The sequence below is a fragment of the Methylobacterium oryzihabitans genome (assembly GCF_004004555.2).
Classification (GTDB): domain Bacteria; phylum Pseudomonadota; class Alphaproteobacteria; order Rhizobiales; family Beijerinckiaceae; genus Methylobacterium; species Methylobacterium oryzihabitans.
Map to the genome: position 1 here is coordinate 84,710 of NZ_SACP01000008.1, position 19,997 is coordinate 104,706.

The following is a 19,997-nucleotide window of genomic DNA, read 5'->3' on the forward strand; positions in this document are numbered from 1 at the left end:
GAAGAGTGGTTTCGGTGAATGGATGCTCCGGGCTGGGGACCTGCAGTGGCCGCCCTGGCGTGACACGACGATCGGTCCGGCCATCTTGGATATCCCTTCGCACGCCGTCGGCGTCGACGCTGTCCTCCGCTCCCGGCGCAGCCGATGCGGTTCGCCCACGTGACAGTCCGGTGGGCGAGTCGGAGCCGCTGGACGGATCTTACATCCATCCTGATGACGATCTCGGGTCGAGCGTCAACATCGCATGGTCCCGGTTCGGAATTTCCGTCCCAACAATCGACACTCGTGGACGAATTTTCCGGTTCCGACGACCATTCCCGGCTTTTTCGCCCTCCCTGCGCCGCTCCATGCCCGCTGAATTCCTCGGAAGCGAATTTCGATCGCACAACTCATCACTGCAACGCTGCCATCAGCGCTCGCGAAGCCGCGTCCGCGGCAATTCGCTCGACCGGAGCGCATGAGATTACTTCTGCCGTCAAAGTCAATGTTTCCGGACCCGGATCCGTGCGATCGGGGAACCGGAGGAATACCGAGATATCTGACGCAGGGTTACCGGCAGCGCGACGATCGAGACCGTCGCAAGACCGGGATCGCCCGGCGGACTCCGGATCGACCGCCTCGCGCCCGGTCGCCGTCGCGACGCCGCGTGGCGCCCGGATCGCCGTCCGGGCGTCGCCCCCGGGGATCCGGCGGGTTCACAGACCGTCCCCGCATCGCCGGAGCCGCAGCCCAGTCTTTCCCCATTGCTCCCGCAATCCCGCCCCATTCCTCGGGCTTGGTCCGGCCGTCCGAGCACAAGGGGAATGCGGGGCCTCGGCCGCGACGAACCCCGAAACAAGGGAATGCGGGACATGATCGCCCGGCGATCCATCGCGGGCGCGGCCGTACTGGCCGCACTCGTCCTGGCGGGCCCGGTGACCGGGCCCGCCGCGGCCCAGGTCTACGGCTACACCGTCGAGGAGGTCGACGCGGTGCTGTCGCCGCGCGCGGTGCTGGCCCGCCTCGGGCGCCAGGGCTACGCGCCGCTGAGCCATCCGCGCTTCGACGGCGAGACCTACACCCTCGACGCCGAGAGCCCGGGCGGCAGCCCGGTGCGCCTCGTGGTCGATGCCCGCAGCGGCCGCATCCTCGACCGCGACCGGCTCGAAGCGCCGCTCACTCCCCCGGCCCCGATCCCCTCCGGCCGCCGGCCCGGCTACGGCTGGACCGACGAGGCCCGCGGGTACGACCCCGAGTCCGACCCGCGCCAGGGCCGCGGCGTGCCGCTGCCGCCGGGCTCGATCCCGATGCCGGGCGAGCGCGCCGGTGCGCGGATCCCGGCGGCGCGCCCGCCGGTCGACCCGGCGCCCCGCCTCGCCACCCGGGAGGCGCCGCCGACCGACGAGCCGCGCCCGGCCGTCGCCGCGCCGCCGCGCCCGGCCGGGCCCAATCCTCTCGGCCTCAACCCCGACAGCCCGGCGGCCCGCGGCGCCCGCAGCCCCGACGGCGCCGAGGCGCCGCGCAAGCCGCCCCGTCCGGTCGCCGCCCGCCCGGCCGACAGCCCGGCGGCGATCGACCGTCGCCTCCAGACACCTCCGGCCGAGGCGAAGCCGGCCCAATCCGCACAGCCGCCGGCGGCCGACTCCAAGTCGGCGGAGTCCAAGGCGGCGGAGGCCAAGTCGGCGGAGTCCAAGCCGGCGACCGGCTGGACCACGCCGCCGGAGGGCAACCGCCCGGTGCGGGTGATCGGCGGCGTGACGCAGGTGCCGGCCAAGGACGAGACCGTGTCGAAGGAGTAGCCTGGCCGGGACGGCGCGCCGGGGACCGGCCGCCGGCGAGCCGCGCCGCCTCCCGCGGCGCCCGGAAGCGGAGACCCGCAGATGACGCACGGCATCGTGGTGGTCGGCGGCGGCTTCGCCGGCCTGTGGAGCGCCGCCGCCGCGGCCCGCCTGCGCGACGACCTCGGCCTGTCCGACGCGATCCCGATCACCCTCGTCTCGCCCGACCCGCTCCACGTCGTGCGGGTGCGCTGCTACGAGGCCGACCTCGCGCCGGTCGGGATTCCCCTCGACGACGTGCTCGGGCCGATCGGCGTGCGCCGGATCGAGGGCCGGGTCACCGGGATCGACGCCGGGGCCCGCCGGGTCGCCGTGCAGCCGCGGACCGGGCCCGCCCTCCGCCTCCCCTACGACCGCCTGATCCTCGCCGCCGGCAGCGCCCTGGTCCGGCCGCCGGTGCCGGGCGCCGACGCGGCGTTCGACGTCGACACCCTCGACGGCGCCCGCGCCCTCGCGCGCCACCTCGACGGGCTCGCCGCCGGCTCGCTCGGGCGCGGTGCGGCGGGGCGCTGGAGCGCCGTCGTGATCGGCGCGGGTCTCGTCGGCCTCGAGATCGCCTGCGAACTGCCGGCCCGCCTCGCCGCCGCCCGCGACCGCGCCGGTGCGACCGAAGGGGTGGAGACCATTCTCCTCGACCGCGGCCCGGAGGTCGGCGCCACCATGGGCGGCGCCGCAATGCCGGCGGTCCGGGCCGCCCTGGCGGCCGCTGGCGTCACCGGCCGCGCCGGCGCCGAGGTGAACCTGATCGACGCGGCGGGCGTCACCCTCGGCGAGGGCACCCGGATCCCGGCCCTCACGGTGGTGTGCGCCACCGGGATGCGGGCGAGCCCGCTCGCCGCCGCGCTCGGCGTGCCCTGCGACGCCCTCGGCCGGGTGCCGGTCGACGCGCGGATGCGGGTGAGCGGCCGGCCCGAGGTGTTCGCCGCCGGCGACGCCGCGTCGGCGGTGGCCGACGCCGCCGGCCACCGCACCGTGATGTCGTGCCAGCACGCCCGGCCGATGGGCCGCTTCGCCGGCCACAACGCCCTGTGCGACCTCGCTGGCCGGCCCGACCTCGGGCTCGACTTCGCCGCCCCCGACTACGTCACGGTGCTCGACCTCGGGGCCTGGGGCGCGGTCTACACCGCCGGCTGGGAGCGCGACCGGCTCGTCGCCGCCGGGGAGGAGGCCAAGGCGACCAAGCGCGTCATCAACGGCACCCGCATCGTCCCGCCGACCCGCGACCGGGCCGCGATCCTGGCGGCGGCCGCCCCGGTGATCCAGGCGGCGCCGGGCTCGACGGCCGGGCGCTGATCGCCCGGCGCAGTCCCGCCCCGTCGCCGACCCGAAGGTGTTGGGGCATCTACATCTAAAGGCGCGGTCGACAAGCGCTGCCACTTCCGGTTCCATCCGCAGGTTGACGGCCCGGGTGCGGCCGCTGCCACCAAAGAACGAATCCATCAGGAGGAGACCCCATGCGACTGCCGTTCAGCGTGCTCGCGGCTGCCCTGGTGGGCGCCACGGCGCTCACCGGTGCCGCCTTCGCCGCCGACCCGATCAAGATCGGCGTCTCGGGCCCCTATACCGGCGGCTCGTCGTCGATGGGCGTGTCGATGCGCGACGGCGTCCGCCTCGCCGCCGACGAGATCAACAAGAACGGCGGCGTGCTCGGCCGCAAGATCCAGCTCGTCGAGCGCGACGACGAGGCCAAGAACGAGGTCGGCGCCCAGGTCGCGCAGGAGCTCATCAACAAGGAGAAGGTCGTCGCGACGCTCGGCTTCATCAACACCGGCGTGGCGCTGGCCGCCCAGCGGTTCTACCAGGAAGCCGAGATTCCGGTCATCAACAACGTCGCGACCGGCACCGTCATCACGAACCAGTTCGCCCCGCCGGACTACGACACCAACTACGTCTTCCGCACCTCGGCCTACGACACGCTCCAGGCCGGCATGATGGCCGACGAGGCGATCGCCCGCGGCTTCAAGAAGATCGCGATCCTCGCCGACTCGACCAATTACGGTCAGCTCGGCCGCGAGGACCTGGAGAAGTACCTCAAGGCGAAGGGCGTGAAGCCGGTCGCGGTGGAAAAATTCAACATCAAGGACGTCGACATGACGCCCCAGCTGTTGAAGTCGCAGGCCGCCGGCGCCGACGTGATCCTGGCCTACGGCATCGGGCCGGAGCTGGCCCAGGTCGCCAGCGGCATGTCGAAGCTCGGCTGGAAGGTGCCGATGATCACCTCGTGGCCGGCCTCGATGCAGAGCTTCATCGACATCGCCGGCACCAACGGCGACGGGGTCATCATGCCCCAGACCTTCATCGAGGATAAGACCCTGCCCAAGCGCAAGGCGTTTCTCGAGAACTACTACTCGACCTACAAGGTCGCCAAGATCCCGACCCCGGTCGCGGGTGCCCAGGGCTACGACTCGCTGCTCCTGCTCGCCGCGGCGATCAAGCAGGCCGGCACCACCGACGGGCCGAAGGTCCGCGCCGCCCTCGAGGACCTCAAGGAGAAGGTCGAGGGCGTGGTGACGACCTACGACAAGCCGTTCACCGACAAGGACCACAACGCCATCACCCGCAACATGGTGGTGTTCGGCAAGGTCGAGAACGGCAAGATCGTCTACGCCAAGGAGGAGGACGCCAAGAACGCCGGCGTCGTCCGGGTCAAGGACAAGGCGTCGAACTGATCCGACGCCCGGGGCCCGCGCGCTGCGGCGCGGGCCCCTCCCGCACGAAACGTCCCAGGGCCCGCCATGCAAATCTTCCTGCAACTCGTGGCGAGCGGCGTCGCGGTCGGCATGATCTATGCCGCGATCGCGTTCGGCTACCAGCTCACCTTCGCCACCTCGAAGACCCTCAATTTCGGCCAGGGCGAGGCGCTGATGCTCGGCGCCCTGTTCGGCCTGACCCTGGTGCCGTTCACCGGCTACTGGCTGATGCTGCCCCTCGTCCTGGTGTTCGGCTTCGCGCTCGGCGCGGTGGTCGAGCGCCTCGGCGTGCGCCCGGCGGTGAAGATCAAGTCCGAGTACGGGTGGATCATGGCCACCATCGCGCTTGGCATCATCTTCAAGAACGTCGCCGAGAACGTCTGGGGCCGCGACGACCTCAAGTTCCCCTCGCCGCTGCCCGAGGAGGCGCTGATCGTCGGCGGCGTCCGGGTGCTGCCGATGGAGCTGATGATCGTCGCCGGCGCGCTCTTGATGATGCTCGCGGTCGAGATCTTCAACCGCCGCTCGATCTGGGGCAAGGCGGTGGTGGCGACCTCCAACGACATCGACGCCGCCGGCCTGATGGGCATCAACACCCGCAAGGTCATCACCCTGTCCTACTCGATCAGCGCGATGACGGCGGCCTTCGCCGGCGTGCTGGTGGCGCCCGTGACGCTCACCGGCGCCACGATGGGCTCGGTGCTGGCGCTCAAGGCGTTCGCGGTGGCGATCATCGGCGGCCTCGAATCCGGCCTCGGCGTCATCGTCGGCGGGCTGATCCTCGGCGTCGCCGAGACGCTGACCGGCTTCTACATCTCGACCGGCTACAAGGACGTGCCCGGCCTGATCCTGCTGCTCGCCGTGCTGGCGGTGCGCCCGGTCGGCCTGTTCGGCAAGGCGGTCATCAAGAAGGTCTGACATGATTGTCGGAACGGATCCGTTCCGACAATCATGTCACCAGCCCGCGCGGCGTCTGAGCGAAGTCGAAATCCGCATCGCGAAGCGATCAATCGGATTTCGCATGGCGAGGGCCTGGCCCTCGTCCCCTCCCCCCTCTCCTCAAGGTTTCCTCCGCCATGGCGCAGTCCGCCTCCGCGCAGGCCGTCGCCCGCGACGCCGCCCCGCCCGCCGCCCCGGCGGCGACGGGCCTCGGCCGCTCCGTGGGCGTCATTGGTGCCGCGCTTCTCGTCGTGTTCCTGCTGGCCTTCCCGCACGTCGTGACGAGCCAGTACTACATCCACCTGCTCGTCGTGATCGCGATCTACGCGATCCTGATCCTCGGCCTCGACATCGTGGTCGGCTATACCGGCCAGGTCAGCCTGGGACACGCCGGCCTGTTCGGCATCGGCGCCTACGCGGCCGCGGTGCTGTTCCTCAAGTTCAAGCTCGGCCTGTGGTTCGGGCTGCTCGCGGGCATCGGCGTCACGGCGGCTTTCGGCCTGCTGCTGGCGATTCCGGCGCTGCGGGTCAGCGGCCCCTACCTCGCGATGGTCACGCTCGCCTTCGGCACGATCATCCAGATCTTCATCAACGAGATGACGGAGCTGACCAACGGCCCCCTCGGCATCACCCTGCCGCCGGCCCGGGTCCTCGACTTCTCGCTCCTCGGCCTGCAGGCGCCCTGGGGCGCGGCCGGCCGCAAGCTCGAATTCTACTACCTCGTCTGCGCCTGCCTGCTCGCCACCATCGTGGTGGTCAACCGGGTGGTGCGCTCGCCGTTCGGCCGCGCCTTCGAGGCGCTGCGCGACTCGCCGATCGCCTGCGACTGCATGGGCGTCAGCGTCTACCGCTACAAGGTCTACGCCTTCGTGATCTCGGCGGCGCTCGCCGGCCTCGCCGGCGCGCTGTTCGCGTGGTCGGAGCGCTACGTCGCGCCGAACTCCTACGGCTTCGAGCTGACGGTGCTATTCCTGCTCGCTGTCACCATGGGCGGCCGCAAGTCGCGCGCCGGGCCGCTGATCGGCGCCGCGATCATCGTGATGATGCCCAACATCCTGGCGGACATCGCGCTGGTGCGGATCATGGCCGGTATCATCGCGGCGGTCGCGCTGGTGGTGGTCGGCCTCGCCTTCCTGCGTCGTCAGGAGAACCGCATGACGCTGCTGATCCCCGGCGCGCTCTGCCTCGCGTTCTTCCCCGCGACGCTCGCGTTGCAGTCGGTGACCGACTTCCGGCTGACCGTGTTCGGCCTGATGATCCTGTTCGTGGTCTACTACCTGCCGGAGGGCATCGTCGGCTTCATTCGCGAGAAGCTGCCCTTCCTGCGCCCGGCCCATACCGGCGAGGGCAAGGCGCTGGAGGGCAGCGGCGAGGCGCTGATCCGCCAGGGCGGCCGCACCGGCAGCGATCCGCTGCTGAAGGTCGAGTCGGCGGTGATGCAGTTCGGCGGCCTCAAGGCGCTCGCCGGCGTCGATCTCGACGTGCGTCCCGGCACGATCCACGGCCTGATCGGGCCGAACGGCTCGGGCAAGAGCACGATGATGAACGTGCTCACCGGCATCTACAAGCCGACCTCCGGCGCGGTGGTGCTCGCCGGCGACAGGCGGCTCGACGGGCGTACCCCGTCCGAGATCGCCCTGTCAGGCGTCGCCCGCACCTTCCAGAACGTCCAGCTCTTCCGCGAGATGACGGCGCTGGAGAACGTGCTGGTCGGCCTCCACCACAGCTTCCACGGCACGATCTTCGACGCGATCCTCGGCACGCCCCGGCGGCGGCGCGAGGAGCGCGAGGCCCGCGCCCGCGCCATGGCGATCCTCGACTTCGTCGGCCTCGGACCCCTGGCCCAGGTCGAGGCGCGCAACCTGCCCTACGGCAAGCAGCGCCTCCTGGAGATCGGCCGCGCGCTGGCGCTCGACCCGGTGCTGCTCCTCCTCGACGAGCCGGCCGCGGGCCTGACCGCCCCGGACATCGCCGAGCTGACCACGATCATCCGCAAGATCCGGGACGCCGGCATCACCGTTATCCTGATCGAGCACCACATGGACGTGGTGATGGGCCTGTGCGACCGCGTCAGCGTGCTCGATTTCGGCCACAAGATCGCCGAGGGCGGCGCCCGCGAGGTGCAGGCCGACCCGAAGGTCATCGAAGCCTATCTCGGCAGCCCGGTTGCCGACGCCGCGGAGTAGACCGATGCTCGACGTCACCGGATTGTCCGCCGGCTACGGCCAGATCGAGGTCCTGCACGGCCTCACCTTCTCGGTCCCCAAGGGGCAGGTCGTGACCCTGATCGGCTCCAACGGGGCCGGCAAGACCACGACGATGCGGGCGCTCTCAGGGATGATCAGGCCGCAGGCCGGCTCGATCCGCCTCAACGGCCGCGAGATCGCCGGCCTCGACAGCCACGAGGTCGCCCGCACCGGCCTCGCCCACTCGCCGGAGGGGCGTCGCGTGTTCCCGACCCTCACGGTCGAGGACAACCTGACGCTCGGCGCCTTCCCGCGCCTCACCGGCTCGCGCCCGAAGGGCGACGTCGCCGCCGACCGCGAGAGGGCCTACACGCTGTTCCCGCGCCTGAAGGAGCGCCGGACGCAGCTCGCCGGCACCCTGTCGGGCGGCGAGCAGCAGATGCTGGCGATGGGCCGCGCGCTGATGCTGCGTCCCGAGATCCTGCTGCTGGACGAGCCCTCGATGGGTCTCGCCCCGAAGCTGGTCGAGGAGGTCTTTCGCATCATCCGCCGGCTCAAGGAGGAGCAGGTGACGATGCTGCTGGTCGAGCAGTTCGCGATGGCGGCGCTCGGCGTCGCCGACCACGCCTACGTGCTCGAGAACGGCCGCATCCGCTTCCAGGGCCCGGCGGCGCAGTTGCGCAACGATCCCCAGGTGCGCGCGGCGTATCTCGGCGGGGGGCATTGAGGCGGGTCTGCGCCTCTCACGACGAAGACGGCGCCGACCCTCCCCCCTCTGCGGGGGAGGGTGGCGAGCGGAGCGAGCGCAGCGGGACGTAGTCCCGCCGAGAGGGGAACCACGCTTCCGGAAGCGTCGTGACCGTGGTGCCGAGCGCCAACTGAAGCAGCGCCGCGTTCCCCTCTTGCGGGACTGTCGTCCCGGCCCGCCCCGCATCCGCGGGGCACCCTCCCCCGCAGAGGGGGGAGGGTTCGGGCGGCAGTGCCGCTCGGGGTCGTCGTTCAGAACAGACTACCCTGCCGTGGCACCTCCGGCTCGGGCACCGGCGCCGCCTCGCGCACCGGCACCGCCGCCTGCACCTCCATCAGCCCGGCATCGTCGTTGCGCACGTCGTTGACCCGCGGGCCGACCGGATCGAGGTCGAGCCATGCGTCGGGGCATGGCCGGCACAGGGCGGCGGCGCGGCCGGCATCGACCTCGCGGATGTCGAGCCAGGATCCGACCGCGGCGGGGTCGAGGATCGCCGGCATCCGCTCGTGGATCGCCGCGAGCGTGCCGTTGGCCGCGCAGGTCACGATCGCGGCGGTGTCGATCTCGGAGCCGTCCTTGCCGCTCCAGGTCTCCCACAGGCCGGCCAGCGCCATCGGGCGCCGGTCGGCGCGGCGGATCAGGAACGGCGCCCGGCCGCGACCGGCTCCGCGGCGCCACTCGTAGAAGCCGTCGGCCAGGAAGACGCAGCGCCGGTAGCGCAGGGCGTTGCGAAAGCTCGGCTTCTCGGCGGCGGTCTCGATCCGCGCGTTGATGACGAGGGGAAAGTCCTTCGGATCCTCGACCCAGGCCGGCAGGAAGCCCCAGCGCATCAGCACGAAGCGCCGCCGCCCGTGCTCGGCGGTCACCACCGGCACCGGCTGGGTCGGGGCCACGTTGTGCCGCGGCGGGAAGTTCGGCTGCTCGGGATAGCCGTAGGTCTCGCGAAACACCTCCGGCGGCGACACGACGACGAAGCGGCCGCACATCGGGACCTCCTACAGCCAGCGCTTCCAGCGGAAGAACACGTAGGGCAGGATCGCCGCCACGATCATCATCAGGACCGCCATCGGGTAGCCGAAGCCCCAGTCGAGTTCCGGCATCGCCTTGAAGTTCATGCCGTAGACCGAGGCGATCAGGGTCGGCGGCATGAACACCACCGCCATGACCGAGAACAGCTTGATGATGTTGTTCTGTTCGAGGTTGACCAGCCCGAGGGTGGCGTCGAGCAGGAACTGAATCTTGCCCGACAGGAAGGTGGCGTGCTCCTCCAGCGACTGCAGGTCGCGCAGGGTCGAGCGGACCTCCTCGCGCACCTCGCGGGGCGCCTTGGTGACGCGGTAGCTCGCCGAGAGCGACAGCAGGATCCGCTCCATCGACACGAGGCTCTCGCGCTGCATCGACAGCATCTCATTGAGGCGGCCCAGCGCCCGCAGGGTGTCCTGCAACTCGGCGTTGCGGGCGCCGGGATCGCTCGGCGTCGCGAAGATGCGCCGCGACAGGGCGTCGATCCGGTCGCCCTTGGCCTGGAGCACGTCGGCGGCCCGGTCGATCACCGTCTCGATCAGGCTCGACAGGATCGCCTCGCCGGCGAGCGACACGCCGGCGGGCTTGCCGGCGCGCTGGACGAACATCCGGAACGCCTGCGGGTCCTCGTAGCGCACCGTGGCGAGGCGGTTGTCGCGCAGGATGAACGTCACGCCGGTGAGCTGCGCCTCGTCCTCCTCGACCCGGCACAGCAGCCGGCCGGTCATGTAGCGGGCGCCGTTCTCGACGTAGAGCAGCTCGGACGGCTCGATGTCCTGCATCTCCTCCCGGGTCGGGATCTCGATGCCCATGAACGCCTCGACCTTGTGGTCCTCCTGGCGCGACGGGCCGATGAGGTCGATCCACAGGGCGTCGGCCGGGATCGGCTCGTGGAGGTCGAGGAGACGGCGTTCGAGGAGCGGCTGCCCGGTGCTGGCGCAGGCGTTCGGCTGGTGGACGAAGATCAAGGGGAGGTCTCGAAGCGGAAGGGGGCGGGCTCCGGCCGGTCAGGCCCGAGCCCCGTCGGCCCCGGTGTGACGCGCAGGCTTGAAGTCTCCGTGACACCCTGCCCCGTCGAGACGCCCCCGTCGAGGGCCGGCTTACCCCTTGGCCCGGTCGAGGAAGGCCCGGAACGCGGCCTGCGCCTCCGGCGAGCGCAGGGCGGCCTCGAAGGCCCGGCTCTCGGCATTCATCGCGGCCTCCACCGCCGCAGCGTCGCCCCGGATCAGGGCGCGGCTCGCCGCGAGCGCGCCGCGGGGCTTGGCGGCGAGGCGGGCGGCCTGCGACAGGGCGTGCTCGACCAGCGCGTCGCCGGGCACCACCGCGTTGGCGAGGCCGAGCCGCACCGCCTCGTCGCCGTCGAACGCCTCGGCGAGCAGCATCAGCTCGGTCGCCTTCGGGATCCCGACCCGCCGCGGCAGCAGGTAGGTCGAGGCGGCCTCCGGCACGAGGCCGAGATCGACGAACGGCATCCGGAACCGGGCCGAGGGCGCGACGTAGACGAGGTCGCAGTGCAGGATCATCGTCGTGCCGATCCCGACCGCGAGCCCGTCCACCGCCGCCACCAGCGGCGTGCGGGTCGCGGCGAGCCGGCGGATGAAGCGCAGGGCCGGGCCGTCCCCGGCGTCGCGCCCGGCCCGGGCGACGAAATCCGCGATGTCGTTGCCGGCGGTGAAGGCGCCGGGCAGGCCGGCGAACACCACCGCGCCGATGCCGGAGCCGTCCCGGTCGGCCTCCTCAAGCGCCTCCCGCATGGCGTCGTACATCGCCCCGGTCAGGGCGTTCTTCTTCTCGGGCCGGTCGAGCCGCACGAGGCGGACGCCGCCCGCCTCCTCGGTGATGCGAACGTGCTCGGTCATGCCGGCCCCCTTCAGCTCGCCAGGGCGAGGTCGGCATCCTGCAAGAAGCCGCCGCCGGCCATCACGGTCTCCTCCAGCCCGGCCGCCGCGGTGAGCAGGTTCTCGGCGTAGAACCGCGCGAGGGCGATGCGCCCGGCATGGGCCGGGTCGGTGTCGCCGGCGGCGAGCGCGGCGCCGGCGGCGAGCGCCAGTTCGGCGAGCGCCGCCCCGCCCTGGGCGAGGCCGAACAGGCGCAGGTACGGCGTCGCCCCGGCGAGCGCCTCCTCGGGCCGGTTGGAGCCGAGGGCCTTGAGCAGGAAGCCGGTCGCCCGGTCGAGGCTCTCGACGCAGGCGCGCAGCCGCGGCGCGGTAAGGCCGAGGGCGGGCGTGCCCTCGCGCAGCAGGCGCTCGGCGGTCCGGCGCATCGCGGCGACCTGCCCGCGCACGACGGCGCCGCCCTGGAGCGGCAGCTTGCGGGTAACGAGGTCGATCGCCTGGATGCCGTTGGTCCCCTCGTAGATCGCCGCGATGCGGGCGTCGCGCAGGTGCTGGGCGGCGCCGGTCTCCTCGACGAAGCCCATGCCGCCATGGACCTGGATGCCGATGGAGGCGACCTCGATGCCGATATCGGTCGAGAACGCCTTCGCCACCGGGGTCAGCAGCGAGGCGCGGTCGAGGGCCGCCCGCCGCCCGGCCTCGTCCGGGGCACGGTGGCCGCGGTCGATCTCGGCGGCGGTGAGGTAGCACAGCCCCCGCGAGGCGGCGGTGAGCGCCTTCATGGTCAGCAGCATCCGCTGCACGTCCGGATGGGCGAGGATCGGGCTCATCCCCTCGGCCCCGGCGGCGGCCCGGCCCTGGCGCCGGTCGCGGGCATAGGACAGCGCCTGCTGGTAGGCCCGGTCGGCGATGGCGACGCCCTGGAGGCCGACATTGAGGCGGGCGCTGTTCATCATCGTGAACATGCAGGCCAGCCCCCGGTTCTCCTCGCCGATCAGCCAGCCGGTCGCGCCCTCGTACACCATGGTACAGGTCGGCGAGCCGTGGATGCCGAGCTTGTGCTCGATGCCGGCGCAGCGCAGGGCGTTGCGGCTGCCGTCCGGCAGCACCTTCGGCACCAGGAACAGCGAGATACCGCGGGTGCCGGCCGGCGCCCCCGGCAGGCGGGCGAGGACGAGGTGGACGATGTTGTCGGTGAGGTCGTGCTCGCCCCAGGTGATGTAGATCTTCTCGCCCTGGATCCGGTAGCTGCCGTCGCCGACGGGCTCCGCCCGGCTGCGCAGCGCCGAGAGGTCCGAGCCGGCCTGCGGCTCGGTCAGGTTCATGGTCGCGGTCCACTCCCCCGAGACGAGCTTTTCGAGGTAGCGCTCGCGCAGTTCCGGCGCGCCGTGGCGGCTCAGCGCCTCGACTCCGCCGGCGGTGAGCAGCGGGCCGAGGCCGAACGACATCGAGGCGGCGTTCCACATCTCGACGCAGGCGGCGTTGAGCGCCGCCGGCAGGCCCTGGCCGCCGTACTCCACCGGCCCCGGCAGGGCGTTCCAGCCACCCTCGACCCAGGCGTGATACGCCTCGCGGAAGCCCGGCGGCATCGTGATCGCGCCGTCCTTGAGCGGCGTGCCGTGGGTGTCGCCGATCCGGTTGAGCGGCGCCACCACGTCGTTGGCAAAGCGGCCGGCCTCCTCCAGGATGGTGTCGACGAGGTCGGGCGTGAGGTCGCCGTGCAGGCCCTCGGCGATCGCCCGGTCGAGCCCGGCGACGTGGCGCAGGGTGAAGGCCATCTCGGCCACGGGCGCGCGATAGGTCATGGTCGTTTCCCCGGTTCCGGTGCGGCGTGATTTGACGTTCCGCCCCGCCTGAAGCTAGGCCCGCCGTCATGACGAGCGATCCCTCGGCGAGCGAGACTACGACAGGTTCGGGGCCCGGGGCCACCGCCCCGGCGACGCAGCGCCTCGGCCCGGACGGGGCCGGGATCGCGGAAGCCGCCCGGCTCCTGCGGACGGGCGGCCTCGTCGCCTTCCCGACCGAGACGGTCTACGGCCTCGGCGTCGATGCCGGCGATCCCGCCGCGGTCGCCGCACTCTACGCCGCCAAGGGCCGGCCGCGGTTCAACCCGCTGATCGCCCATCTGCCGGATGGCGCCGCGGCGCGGCGCGAGGGCGTGTTCGGCGACGACGCCCTGCGCCTCGCCGCGGCGTTCTGGCCCGGACCGCTGACCCTGGTGGTGCCGGCGGCGCCGGACGGCCGGGTCTGCGACCTCGCCCGGGCCGGGCTCGACACGGTCGCCCTGCGGGTGCCGGCCGGGGCGCTCGCCCGCGACCTCCTGCTGCGCACCGGCCGCCCGGTGGCCGCGCCCTCCGCCAACCGCTCGGGGCGGGTGAGCCCGACCGAGGCCGCGCACGTGCTCGGCGACCTCGACGGGCGCATCGCCGCGGTGCTCGACGGCGGCGCCTGCCCGGTCGGGATCGAGTCGACCATCGTCGCCTGCCTCGTCCCCGGCGCCCCGGTGCTGCTGCGGCCCGGCGGGCTCGCCCGCGAGGCGATCGAGGCGGTGCTGGGTCGCCCGCTCGGCGCGCCGCCGCAGGGCGCCGCCGACGCCCCGGCGGCGCCGGGCCTGCTGTCGTCGCACTACGCCCCGCGGGCGGCGATCCGCCTCGACGCGGAGGCGATCCGGCCGGGGGAGGCGGCGCTGCTGTTCGGGGGCGCCGCGCCGCCGGGCCTCGACGGCGCCGCCGCGCGGCTCGACCTCAGCCCGTCCGGCGACCTCGCGGAGGCGGCGGCGAACCTCTATGCCGGCCTGCGCCGGCTCGACGCCTCGGGCGCGGCGGTGATCGCCGTGATGCCGCTGCCGGCCCACGGCCTCGGCGAGGCGATCCTCGACCGCCTGCGCCGGGCGGCGGCGCCGCGGCCGGCGGGCTGAAACTTTCTCGGTCGGGTTGCGGAACCAGTCCGGCAATGCAGCGTTTCATCCTCATCGAAGGCCACTTCAAGCCCCCATCGGCCTTCCCCCTCTCAAGGCTCGGACCCGCGTCCGAGCCTTTTTTCTGTGCGCCCGGCAGGGCGCGTCGCTGAGGGCGCGGCTGCGTCCGGCCGCGCGGTCCCGAGCGGCCCGCGGGCAGGGTGTGCGGGAGAGAGAGGACGACAGGATCGCGTCCCGGTCGCGGCCTTCCCGGAGGGCGCGCCTGGGACACGCGCCGCCATTTCTTTCGCAGTGCGGGAACCAAACGCGCTGCCGCACCGTTATCGCAGGCCCCGCGGTGGTCCTAACTCTTTCGCGCGTCCTCGCGGCGTTGCTCTCCGGGTCCATCGTGGACGTGTGCGCGCGGTCAGCAAGCGGCGGAGGCGGGGAATGGCAGAAATTGCAGGCATACGTCGGCAGTTCGTGCGGATGGCGATGGACGCTCCGTTCCTCGAGCGTGACGAGGAGCGCGGCCTGGCCGTCCGCTGGAAGGACGATCGCGACGAAGCCGCCCTGCATCGTCTGATTTCCGCCCATATGCGTCTCGTGATCGCCCTCGCCGGCCGCTTCCGCCATTACGGCCTGCCGATGGCCGACCTCGTCCAGGAGGGACATGTCGGCCTGATGGAGGCCGCCGCCCGGTTCGAGCCGGAGCGCGAGGTCCGCTTCTCCACCTACGCGACGTGGTGGATCCGCGCCTCCATCCAGGACTACATCCTGCGCAACTGGTCGATCGTCCGCGGCGGCACCTCGTCGGCCCAGAAGGCGCTGTTCTTCAATCTCAGGCGCCTACGCGCCCGTCTGATGCAATCGACCGACGAGCGCGTCGGCGACGAGATCCACCGTCGTATCGCCACGGCCATCGGCGTGTCGCGCGAGGACGTGGCGCTGATGGACGCGCGTCTGTCCGGACCCGACATGTCGCTCAACGCTCCGGTCGGCGACGACGGCGAGGCTTCGGCGGAGCGGGTCGACTTCCTGGTCGACAACGCGCCGCTGCCCGACGAGACGGTCGGCGACGCCGTCGACGGCGAGCGCCGGCTCAACTGGCTCCGTCAGGCCCTCACCGTCCTGTCTGAGAGGGAACTGCGCATCCTCCACGAGCGGCGGCTGGCGGAGGATCAGGCGACGCTCGAGGCGCTGGGCCACCGGCTCGGCATCTCGAAGGAGCGCGTCCGCCAGATCGAGAACCGCGCTCTCGAGAAACTGCGACGGGCGCTCGCCGAGCGGTTTCCGCAGGCCAACGGCGCGATGGGCGCCTACATCTGAGTCGTCGACGAACGGGACCCTGGCCCACCAGGGTCCCGTTCGTCGTTCGGGCCTCGCCCGGTGTCGACCGCGAAACGTCGGGCGCACGAGCGCCTCGACCCGCGGTTCCGGGATGGGAGATAATCGATCGGACAGAAGCCGGACACGGATACGGAGCCGGATCGGACCCATTCGATTGGATCACCGCCGGTCTCGTACGATCGTCATGTCGGATTGAATGGTGGGCGCGACAGGGATTGAACCTGTGACCCCTACGATGTCAACGTAGTGCTCTCCCGCTGAGCTACGCGCCCCTCGAAGCCGCTTCGGGTCCCGGCTCCGGTGTGAGGGGCGTATAGGCGGTGCTGAGCGGGGTGGCAAGCGGGTTCTCGCGCCGGCGGCGAGGAATTTCGCCCGGCACCGATCCCGGCGCCCCCGCCTTCCCGTCCCCGCCCCTCTCGGCTACGAGGCTGCGCGACAGGCGGAGGGCACGAGCGGCGTGGCGGAGACGGACACCCGGGAGGCCGGCGGGCCGGCGCCCCTGTACGCGACCATCAGGCCGCTGGTCGGCCGGGCCGTCCGGCGCGCCTTCGCGCCCGACCCGCTCGACGCCGCGCTGTCCGCCCTGCGCCTCGACCTGCGCGGCAGCGGGCTGGCTGGGCGCTGGGTCAGCATCTCGTTCCGCGACGAGGGCAGCGGGTCGTTCAGCCGGATCGAGCTGTCGGCGGTCGCCGACGGCCGGGCCGGGCCGGAGAGCACCGGCCTCGCCGAGCAGGCGTTCGGCAACGGCCGCTTCGCCTGGATCGGCTGGCTGCCGCGCGACCTCGCGGCTTTGCGCCTCACGCCGCTCGCCGGCGAGAGCGCGCTGTCGATCGCCGACTTCACCATCACGGTGCGCAGCCGCGCGGCGCTGACGGTCCGCGCCGCGCTGCGCCGGCCGGACCTGACCGCCGAGGCGCTGGTCTGGCGCGTCGTCGGCAAGCGGGTGCGGGCGCGGCTGCGCCTCGCCAGCGCCCTCACGCCCCCGGGGCTCACCGGCTACGGCACCTGGGTCGCGCTGTTCGACACCCTGACCGAGGCTGACCGTGAGCGGATCCGGACCGAGGTCGCCGGCTGGGGCGACGGGCCGCTGATCTCGGTGGTGATGCCGGTCTACGACCCCGCCCCGGCGGTGCTGGAGGAGGCGCTGCGCTCGGTGCGGACGCAGCTCTATCCGCACTGGGAGCTGTGCATCGCCGACGACGCCTCGACCGACCCGGCGGTGCCGCAGGTGCTGCGGAGGGCGGCCGAGGAGGACCCGCGCATCCGGGTGGTGCGCCGGAGCGAGAACGGCCACATCGCGCGGGCGACCAACACCGCCCTCGACCTCGCCCGGGGGCCGTTCACCGCCTTCATGGACCACGACGACGTGCTGCCGGACCACGCGCTCTACGAGGTCGCCAAGGCGATCCGGCGCGAGCCGCAGCTCGACCTGATCTACAGCGACGAGGACAAGATCGACGCCCGCGGCGAGCGGTTCGAGCCGCATTTCAAGAGCGACTGGAACCCCGAACTCCTCTACGCCCAGAACTACGTCAACCACCTGACGGTCGCCCGCACGGCGCTGATCCGCGAGGTCGGGGGCCTGCGGCCGGGCTTCGAGGGCAGCCAGGACCACGACCTGCTGCTGCGCCTCAGCGACCGGCTGACGCCCGAGCGGGTGCGCCACCTGCCGATGATCCTCTATCACTGGCGCACGGCGATCGGCTCGGGCACGTTCTCGGACAAGGCCCTCGCCCGGGCCGAGTCGGCGCGCCTCACGGCCCTGCTCGACCTCATCGCGCGGCGCGGCTGGCCGCACCGGGCCGAGCGCGGGCCGCTCGGCTTCAACCGGCTCGTGCGGGCGCTGCCGGAGCCGGCGCCGCGCGTCTCGGTCGTGATCCCGACCCGCGACCGGGCCGAATTGCTGCGCGTCGCCCTGCGCGGGCTCCTGCGCGAGACCGGCTATCCCGACATCGAGGTGATCGTCGTCGACAACGGCAGCACCGAGCCGGCGACCGCCGCGCTGTTCGCCGAGTGGGCGGCCGATCCGCGGATGCGGGTGCTGCCCGCGCCGGGACCCTTCAACTTCTCGGATCTGTCGAACCGGGGTGCCGCCGCGGCGAGCGGCGCGGTGCTGCTGTTCCTCAACAACGACGTCGAGGTGATCGAGCCCGGCTGGCTCGCCGAGATGGTGTCGATCGCCGTCGAGCCGGCGGTCGGCGCGGTCGGGGCGAAGCTGTCCTATCCCGACGGCACGCTCCAGCACGGCGGCGTCGTGCTCGGCGCCGGCGGCGTCGCCGGCCACAGCCATCTCGGCATCGGCCGCGACGATCCGGGCTATTTCGGCCGGATGGTGATGGCCCAGGAGGTGTCGGCGGTCACCGGCGCCTGCCTGATGATGCGCCGGGCGGTGTTCGAGGAGGTCGGCGGCTTCGACGCCGAGCACCTCGCGGTCGCCTTCAACGACACCGACCTGTGCCTCAAGGTGCGGCGCGCCGGCTACGTCATCGTGTGGACGCCGCACGCCGCCCTGATCCACCACGAGTCGAAGAGCCGCGGGCGCGACGACACGCCGGAGAAGCGGGCCCGGTTCGAGGCCGAGGTCGCCACGATGCTGGAGCGCTGGGGGCCGCAACTGCGCAACGACCCGTACTACAACCCCAATCTCGCCCGGGCGAAGGCGCAGTTCCGGCTCTGGTAGCGGCCGGCGCCGCAAGGGGACGGCGCGTGGACCGGCCTTGCTGCACTGCATCATGGCCGGTTGCCGGACCTCCTGCCGCCCGCTAGAGCAGGAGACGACGCGAGATCCGTGTCCGGGACCAGCGCGACAGAACGGGGAATGCCGGGATGCGGGTGACGATGGTGGGGACCGGCTATGTCGGGCTCGTCTCGGGGGCGTGCTTCGCCGATTTCGGTCACACCGTCACCTGCGTCGACCGCGACGCGGGCAAGATCGCCGCGCTGCTGGCCGGGCGGATGCCGATCTACGAGCCGGGACTCGACGCGCTGGTGGCCACCAACGTCACCCAGGGCCGGCTCGCCTTCACCACCGACCTCGCCGCCGCCGTCGCCGAGGCGGAGGCGGTGTTCATCGCCGTCGGCACCCCCTCGCGGCGCGGCGACGGCTTCGCCGATCTCAGCTTCGTCTTCGCCGCCGCGCGCGAGATCGCAGCGGCGCTCACCGGCGACACCGTCGTCGTCACCAAGTCGACCGTGCCGGTCGGCACCGGCGACGAGGTCGAGCGCATCATCCGCGACGTCAATCCGCGCGTGCGGGTCGATGTCGCGTCGAACCCGGAATTCCTGCGCGAGGGCGCGGCGATCGAGGACTTCAAGCGGCCCGACCGCATCGTCATCGGCGTCGAAGGCACGCGCGCCGAGGCATTGATGCGCGAGGTCTACCGCCCGCTCTACCTCAATCAGGCGCCGATCCTCGTCACCAGCCGGCGCACGGCCGAACTGACCAAGTACGCCGCCAACGCCTTCCTGGCGACCAAGATCACCTTCATCAACGAGATCGCCGACCTGTGCGAGCAGGTCGGGGCGGACGTGCAGCAGGTCGCCCGCGGCATCGGCCTCGACAACCGCATCGGGTCCAAGTTCCTGCATGCCGGGCCGGGCTACGGCGGCTCGTGCTTTCCCAAGGACACGCTGGCACTGGTCAAGACGGCGCAGGATGCCGGCACGCCGGTGCGCCTCGTCGAGACGGTCGTGGCCGTCAACGACCAGCGCAAGCGCGCCATGGCCCGCAAGGTGATCCAGGCGTGCGGCGGCACGGTGCGGGGCAAGCGGATCGCGGTGCTCGGACTGACGTTCAAGCCCAACACCGACGACATGCGCGACGCGCCGGCGCTGTCGATCATCACCGGCCTCCAGGATGCCGGCGCCGCAGTGGTCGCCTACGATCCCGAGGGCATGGAGCAGGCTCGCCCGCTGCTCGACGGGGTGAGCTACGCGAGCGACGCCTACGCCTGCGCGGAGGGCGCCGACGCCCTCGTCATCGTGACCGAGTGGAACGCCTTCCGGGCGCTCGATCTCGCCCGGCTCGGCCGCATCATGGCGGCGCGGGTGCTGATCGACCTGCGCAACGTCTACCGTCCCGAGGAGGTCGCCCGCTACGGCTTCGCCTATGCCAGCGTCGGCCGTCCGGCCGCGTCACCCGCAGGTTGAGCCCGCCGGGGCGACGATCCGTCCCAGCCCGATCCTCTCGCGCCCGGCCGACCGGCCGCCCGGAGCAAGCCGATGCAGACCTTCTTCGTCGAGATCAAGTGCCGCCTGGGCAAGACCTACACCGTCGCCAGCGCCCTCGCCGACCGTGAGATCGCGTCCGAGATCTACTCCACGGCGGGCCACTACGACGTGCTGGCGAAGTTCCACGTCGATGACGGCATCGACATCGGCCATTTTGTCGCCGAGCACGTCCAGACGGTCGCCGACATTCAGGACACCCGCACCATCATCACCTTCAAGGCGTTCTAAGCCGGTCCGGGCGCTGCAACCTTCGCTCCACACCCCGCCGCAATGCCACCCGAAT

Annotated in this window: 15 protein-coding genes and 1 tRNA gene; 11 read left to right on the forward strand and 5 right to left on the reverse strand. The window is 72.2% G+C overall.

Translation table 11 applies throughout. The features are described 5' to 3' along the window. Positions 1-842: 842 nt before the first annotated feature. From EOE48_RS10050 to EOE48_RS10075, 6 genes are all read left to right on the forward strand, one after another. A complete protein-coding gene (locus EOE48_RS10050) occupies positions 843-1,778 on the forward strand; it encodes a hypothetical protein (RefSeq protein ID WP_127728663.1) in 936 nt (311 codons plus the stop codon). An 81-nt stretch (positions 1,779-1,859) separates the two neighbouring features. Beyond that, positions 1,860-3,110, forward strand: coding sequence for an NAD(P)/FAD-dependent oxidoreductase (locus EOE48_RS10055; protein ID WP_127728664.1), 1,251 nt, complete (start codon positions 1,860-1,862; stop codon positions 3,108-3,110). Positions 3,111-3,271: 161 nt separating this feature from the next. Continuing rightward, entirely contained in the window at positions 3,272-4,486 is a 1,215-nt protein-coding gene (locus EOE48_RS10060; protein WP_127728665.1) for an ABC transporter substrate-binding protein, read from the forward strand. A gap of 66 nt (positions 4,487-4,552) precedes the next feature. Beyond that, positions 4,553-5,425, forward strand: a complete 873-nt coding sequence (locus EOE48_RS10065; RefSeq protein ID WP_127728666.1) for a branched-chain amino acid ABC transporter permease — start codon at positions 4,553-4,555, stop codon at positions 5,423-5,425. A gap of 158 nt (positions 5,426-5,583) precedes the next feature. Continuing rightward, entirely contained in the window at positions 5,584-7,632 is a 2,049-nt protein-coding gene (locus EOE48_RS10070; protein ID WP_127728667.1) for a branched-chain amino acid ABC transporter ATP-binding protein/permease, read from the forward strand. 4 nt (positions 7,633-7,636) lie between these two features. Further along, positions 7,637-8,359 carry an ABC transporter ATP-binding protein gene (locus EOE48_RS10075; protein WP_127728668.1) on the forward strand — a complete coding sequence of 241 codons (723 nt, stop codon included), beginning with the start codon at positions 7,637-7,639 and terminating at the stop codon, positions 8,357-8,359. A 272-nt stretch (positions 8,360-8,631) separates the two neighbouring features. Here the strand turns inward: EOE48_RS10075 and EOE48_RS10080 are convergent, their stop codons facing one another. The 4 genes from EOE48_RS10080 to EOE48_RS10095 all read right to left on the reverse strand — a co-directional run bounded on the left by EOE48_RS10080 (position 8,632) and on the right by EOE48_RS10095 (position 13,043). Then, positions 8,632-9,366 (reverse strand): SOS response-associated peptidase, encoded by a 735-nt coding sequence (locus tag EOE48_RS10080; RefSeq protein ID WP_127728669.1) that lies wholly within the window; start codon positions 9,364-9,366, stop codon positions 8,632-8,634. Positions 9,367-9,375: 9 nt separating this feature from the next. Beyond that, on the reverse strand, positions 9,376-10,371 hold the full coding sequence (corA, locus tag EOE48_RS10085) for a magnesium/cobalt transporter CorA (RefSeq protein ID WP_127728670.1): 996 nt from the start codon (positions 10,369-10,371) through the stop codon (positions 9,376-9,378). Between the two features lie 132 nt (positions 10,372-10,503). Further along, positions 10,504-11,262, reverse strand: a complete 759-nt coding sequence (locus EOE48_RS10090) for an enoyl-CoA hydratase-related protein (protein WP_127728671.1) — start codon at positions 11,260-11,262, stop codon at positions 10,504-10,506. 11 nt (positions 11,263-11,273) lie between these two features. Further along, positions 11,274-13,043, reverse strand: a complete 1,770-nt coding sequence (locus EOE48_RS10095; RefSeq protein ID WP_127728672.1) for an acyl-CoA dehydrogenase family protein — start codon at positions 13,041-13,043, stop codon at positions 11,274-11,276. 68 nt (positions 13,044-13,111) lie between these two features. On the opposite strand from EOE48_RS10095, the gene EOE48_RS10100 reads away from it, so the two are divergent. Beyond that, positions 13,112-14,155 carry an L-threonylcarbamoyladenylate synthase gene (locus EOE48_RS10100; protein ID WP_127728673.1) on the forward strand — a complete coding sequence of 348 codons (1,044 nt, stop codon included), beginning with the start codon at positions 13,112-13,114 and terminating at the stop codon, positions 14,153-14,155. Positions 14,156-14,584: 429 nt separating this feature from the next. Beyond that, on the forward strand, positions 14,585-15,463 hold the full coding sequence (locus tag EOE48_RS10105) for an RNA polymerase factor sigma-32 (RefSeq protein WP_127728775.1): 879 nt from the start codon (positions 14,585-14,587) through the stop codon (positions 15,461-15,463). A gap of 218 nt (positions 15,464-15,681) precedes the next feature. On the opposite strand, the gene EOE48_RS10110 is transcribed toward EOE48_RS10105, so the two are convergent. Further along, positions 15,682-15,756: transfer RNA gene (locus EOE48_RS10110), tRNA-Val, on the reverse strand. 227 nt (positions 15,757-15,983) lie between these two features. On the opposite strand from EOE48_RS10110, the gene EOE48_RS10115 reads away from it, so the two are divergent. The 3 genes from EOE48_RS10115 (at position 15,984) to EOE48_RS10125 (ending at position 19,942) form a co-directional block, all read left to right on the forward strand. Next, the gene (locus EOE48_RS10115) at positions 15,984-18,164 is read left to right on the forward strand and encodes a glycosyltransferase family 2 protein (RefSeq protein WP_425463648.1); all 2,181 of its coding nucleotides are present in this window, start codon (positions 15,984-15,986) and stop codon (positions 18,162-18,164) included. A 146-nt stretch (positions 18,165-18,310) separates the two neighbouring features. Continuing rightward, complete coding sequence (locus tag EOE48_RS10120; RefSeq protein WP_127728674.1) at positions 18,311-19,633, forward strand: UDP-glucose dehydrogenase family protein; 1,323 nt, start codon at positions 18,311-18,313, stop codon at positions 19,631-19,633. 72 nt (positions 19,634-19,705) lie between these two features. Continuing rightward, positions 19,706-19,942: an Lrp/AsnC ligand binding domain-containing protein gene (locus EOE48_RS10125; RefSeq protein WP_127728675.1), complete on the forward strand. Its 237-nt coding sequence runs from the start codon at positions 19,706-19,708 to the stop codon at positions 19,940-19,942. The last annotated feature ends 55 nt before the right edge of the window (positions 19,943-19,997 follow it).

Excerpts from the sequence above, each read along its gene's own strand:
- EOE48_RS10050 (WP_127728663.1), top strand. The coding sequence starts at position 843 with ATGCGGGACATGATCGCCCGGCGATCCATCGCGGGCGCGGCCGTACTG.
- EOE48_RS10055 (WP_127728664.1), top strand. The coding sequence starts at position 1,860 with ATGACGCACGGCATCGTGGTGGTCGGCGGCGGCTTCGCCGGCCTGTGG.
- EOE48_RS10060 (WP_127728665.1), top strand. The coding sequence starts at position 3,272 with ATGCGACTGCCGTTCAGCGTGCTCGCGGCTGCCCTGGTGGGCGCCACG.
- EOE48_RS10065 (WP_127728666.1), top strand. The coding sequence starts at position 4,553 with ATGCAAATCTTCCTGCAACTCGTGGCGAGCGGCGTCGCGGTCGGCATG.
- EOE48_RS10070 (WP_127728667.1), top strand. The coding sequence starts at position 5,584 with ATGGCGCAGTCCGCCTCCGCGCAGGCCGTCGCCCGCGACGCCGCCCCG.
- EOE48_RS10075 (WP_127728668.1), top strand. The coding sequence starts at position 7,637 with ATGCTCGACGTCACCGGATTGTCCGCCGGCTACGGCCAGATCGAGGTC.
- EOE48_RS10080 (WP_127728669.1), bottom strand. The coding sequence starts at position 9,366 with ATGTGCGGCCGCTTCGTCGTCGTGTCGCCGCCGGAGGTGTTTCGCGAG.
- EOE48_RS10090 (WP_127728671.1), bottom strand. The coding sequence starts at position 11,262 with ATGACCGAGCACGTTCGCATCACCGAGGAGGCGGGCGGCGTCCGCCTC.
- EOE48_RS10095 (WP_127728672.1), bottom strand. The coding sequence starts at position 13,043 with ATGACCTATCGCGCGCCCGTGGCCGAGATGGCCTTCACCCTGCGCCAC.
- EOE48_RS10100 (WP_127728673.1), top strand. The coding sequence starts at position 13,112 with ATGACGAGCGATCCCTCGGCGAGCGAGACTACGACAGGTTCGGGGCCC.
- EOE48_RS10105 (WP_127728775.1), top strand. The coding sequence starts at position 14,585 with ATGGCAGAAATTGCAGGCATACGTCGGCAGTTCGTGCGGATGGCGATG.
- EOE48_RS10120 (WP_127728674.1), top strand. The coding sequence starts at position 18,311 with ATGCGGGTGACGATGGTGGGGACCGGCTATGTCGGGCTCGTCTCGGGG.
- EOE48_RS10125 (WP_127728675.1), top strand. The coding sequence starts at position 19,706 with ATGCAGACCTTCTTCGTCGAGATCAAGTGCCGCCTGGGCAAGACCTAC.